General features: G+C 71.5%; 1 protein-coding gene. It reads right to left on the bottom strand.

Features of this window, described 5'->3' with window-relative positions; translation table 11 throughout:
- On the bottom strand, positions 1 to 3,808 hold a 3,808-nt coding region (locus ACWEH3_RS35775), incomplete at both ends, for an amino acid adenylation domain-containing protein (protein ID WP_452358498.1).

The following is a 3,808-nucleotide window of genomic DNA, read 5'->3' as shown; positions in this document are numbered from 1 at the left end:
CCACCGAGCGACGCAACGCCAGCGCCACCCGCGACTCCGGACCGACACCCAGCGAAATCAAATGCCGCGCAAGACGATTCACCCGAACATCGAGTGCGCCGTAGGTGATCGACTCGCCGTCCTCGGTGACGAGCGCGACTTCCTTCGGCCCGGCCGCCACCGTGGTGTCCAGCAGCGACACCAGCGTGGCGGAGGTGTCCACCGGCTGGTCGGTCGCGTTGCGCGCGCTCAGCAACTGGGTCCGCTCTGCGGCGTCCAGCAGTTCGAGGTCGCCGACCGGGGTGCGCGGCGCGGCGACGATCTCGCCGAGCAGACGCGCGAACCGGTCGGTGAAGCCCTGCACCGTCGCGCGGTCGAACATGTCGGTCGCGTAGGTGAAGAAGCCGGTGATGCCCACGGGCGCGCCGGCGTCGTCGTAGCGGTCGGTCGCGATCAGGTGCAGGTCGAACTGGGACAGCTCGGTGTCGATGTCCAGGCCGGACACGCTCAGGCCGGGCAACTCCAGCGCGGACTGCGCCAGGTTCTGGAACGACAGACCCACCTGGAACAGCGGGTGCCGGGCGGTCGAACGCACCGGGTTGAGCACCTCCACCAGGCGCTCGAACGGCACGTCGGCGTTGGCGAACGCCTGGATGTCGGTCTCGCGCTGGCGGGCCAGCAGATCGGTGAACGCCTCGCCCGCCTCGACCCGGGTGCGGAACACCAGGGTGTTGACGAACATGCCGATCAGGTCGTCCAGAACGGCTTCGCCACGGCCCGCCATCGGCGTGCCGATCGCGATGTCGTCGGTGCCCGACAACCGGGCCAGCAGGACCGCCAGCGCGGTGTGCACGACCATGAACAGCGTCGCGCCCTCCGCGCGCGCCAGCTCGATCAGCGCCTGATGGGTCTGCGCGTCCACCCGCAGCTCGACCTTGCCGCCCGCGAACGACTGCACCGCGGGGCGCGGCCGGTCCGAGGGCAGGTCCAGCTGATCGGGCAGCTCGGCCAGCGCCTGGCGCCAGTAGGCGACCTGCTTGGCGGCCAGCGACTCCGGATCCGCCCCGTCGCCGAGCAGTTCGCGCTGCCAGATGCTGTAGTCCGCGTACTGGACCTCCAGCGGCGCCCAGTTCGGCGCCTCGCCCGCCGACCGCGCGGCGTAGGCGATCATCAGGTCCCTGGTCAGCGGGCCGACCGAGGAGCCGTCACCGGAGATGTGGTGCACGACCATGGCCAGCACGTAGTCCACCGACCCGTCCGCCGGAGTCTGCGCACCCTCCCCGGCGATCTGGAACAGCGCGACCTTCACCGGCACCTCGGTCGTGACATCGAAGATCGTCGAGGTCAGCGCCACCACGGCCGACTCGATCTGCGACGGTGCGACCACCCGCACCTCCAGGCGCGGCACGGCTTGGGCGGGCGGCAGGATGACCTGCACCGGGCCCGCCTCGGTCTGCGGGTAGACCGTCCGCAGGATCTCGTGGCGGCTCACCAGGTCCGCGATCGCGGCACGCAGCGCGGCCACGTCCAACGCGCCGGACAACCGCACCGCGATCGGCACGTTGTAGGCCGCCGACTGGGTGTCGAACCGGTTGAGGAACCACATGCGCTGCTGCGCCAGCGACAGCGGGATGCGCTCCGGCCGCGGGCCCGCCGTGAGCGCCCGGCGGCCGCCCATGTCGGCGTGCTGCTCCACCCGCACCGCCAGCGCGGCGACGGTGGACGCCTCGAACAGCAGACGCACCGGCACCCGCGTGTTGAGCGCCTCGCCCAGGCGGGCGGCGACCTGCGTGGCCAGCAGCGAGTTACCGCCCCAGGCGAAGAAGTCGTCGTCCAGGCCGAGGCGCTTGGCCTCGCCGCCTTCGCGATCGGACAGCCGCAGCACCTCGGCGAAGGTGTTCGCCACGATCTGCTCGATCGGCGTGACCGGCGCGCGGAACACCGCCTTCTCGAAGGTGGGCTCCGGCAGCGCCTTACGATCCAGCTTGCCGTTGGCGTTGAGCGGCAACGCCTCCAGCCCGATCAGCATCGACGGCACCATGTACGACGGCAGCTCGGCCGACAGCGCGGACTGCAGCGCCCGCTTGTCCAGCGCGCCCGTGCGGGTCACCACGTAGGCGACCAGCCGATCGCCGATGCTCGGATCGGTGTGCGCGACGACGGCCGCGGCGCTCACCGCGTCCTGCCGCAGCAACGCGGCCTCGATCTCGCCGAGCTCGATGCGGAAGCCGCGGATCTTCACCTGGAAGTCGGTGCGGCCGCGGTAGTCCAGCTCGCCGGTGGCGCTCCAGGCCACCAGGTCGCCGGTGCGGTACATCCGGTCGCCCGGCGCGCCGAACGGGTCGGCGACGAACCGGTCCGCGGTCAGGTCCGCACGACCGAAGTACCCGCGCGCCAGCTGCGCACCGGCCAGGTACAACTCACCCGAGACACCGACCGGAACCGGCCGCAGGCGGGAGTCGAGCACGTAGACCCGGCTGTTCCACTCCGGCGCGCCGATCGACACCGCCGCCTCGTCGGCATCGGTGACCAGGTGGCTGGTGATCGACACCGCCGCCTCGGTCGGACCGTAGAGGTTGTGTAGTTCGGCGGCGTTGTTACGGCGCAACCGCTGGGCGGTCGCGGCGGGCAGCGCCTCACCGATGGCCAGCACCCGCCGCAGCGAGTCCGACAGGCGGCCACCGGATTCGGTGAGCAGTGCGTCCAGCATGGACGGCACCACGTGCAGCGTGGTGACGCCGGTGGCGCGCATCAGCTCGTTCAGGTACGCCGGGTCGCGATGCCCGTCGGCGGACGAGATCACCAGGCGGCCGCCGGAAACCGCGGCCGACCAGAACTCCCACACCGAGAGGTCGAACGTCGCCGCCGTCTTCAGCAGCACCGCGTCGCCAGCGCCCAGCTCGAAGACAGATGTCTCCCATTGCAGCTGGTTGGCGATCGCCGCGTGCGGCACCGCGACGCCCTTCGGCTGACCGGTGGAACCGGAGGTGAAGATCACGTACGCGGTGTTCGCCGGGGTCAGCGCACCCGTGCGCTCGGCCGCGGTCACCGGAGCCGTCGGGTACTCGGCGAGGTCGAGCCCGTCGATCTGCACGACATCGGCCGCCGCGGTGTGGAACCCGTCCCGGCCGGTGGTCAGCACGCACACCGGCGCGGCGGTGCCCAGGATGTAGTCGGTCCGCTCTGCGGGCTGGTCCGGATCGATCGGCACGTACGCCGCACCGGCCTTCGCGACCGCGTACATGGCGATCACGAGGTCGCTGCTGCGGCGGATCGCCAGCGCGACCCGGTCCTCCGGGCCGACGCCGCGGCCGATCAGGTACCGGGCCAGGCGGTTGACCCGCGCGTCCAGCCCGGCGTAGGTCAGCTCGCGACGGCCGGTCGGCTCGTCGGCGACCAACGCCACGGCCGCCGGGGTCGCGGCCACCGTGGCGTCCAGCAAGGACACCAGCGTCGCGGTCGGGTCGACCTCGTGCTCGGTGGCGTTCCACGCGGTGAGGATGCGCTCGCTCTCCTCGGCCGCGAGCAAGTCGATCTCGCCCACCCGCACCGTGGCGTCGGCCAGCACGGCGTCGAGCACCCGCAGGAACCGGTCGGCGAAGCCCTGCACCGTGTCCTCGTCGAACAGGTCGGTGGCGTAGCCGAATTCGGTGATGATCTCGGCGGGCGTGCCGTCGTCGGCGTACCGGTCGTAGAGCGTGACGTGCAGGTCGGTCTTGGCCAGCTGCGAGTCGAAGTTCACCGCGCTCACCGTCAGGCCGGGCAGCTCGAAGGTGGTCTCGGCCAGGTTCTGGAACGACAGGCCCACCTGGAACAGCGGGTTGCGCGC

This window comes from Nocardia sp. NPDC004718, assembly GCF_053601535.1.
Note: the sequence above shows the minus strand (reverse complement) of the source record. Positions and strands in the feature narration are given on the sequence as shown.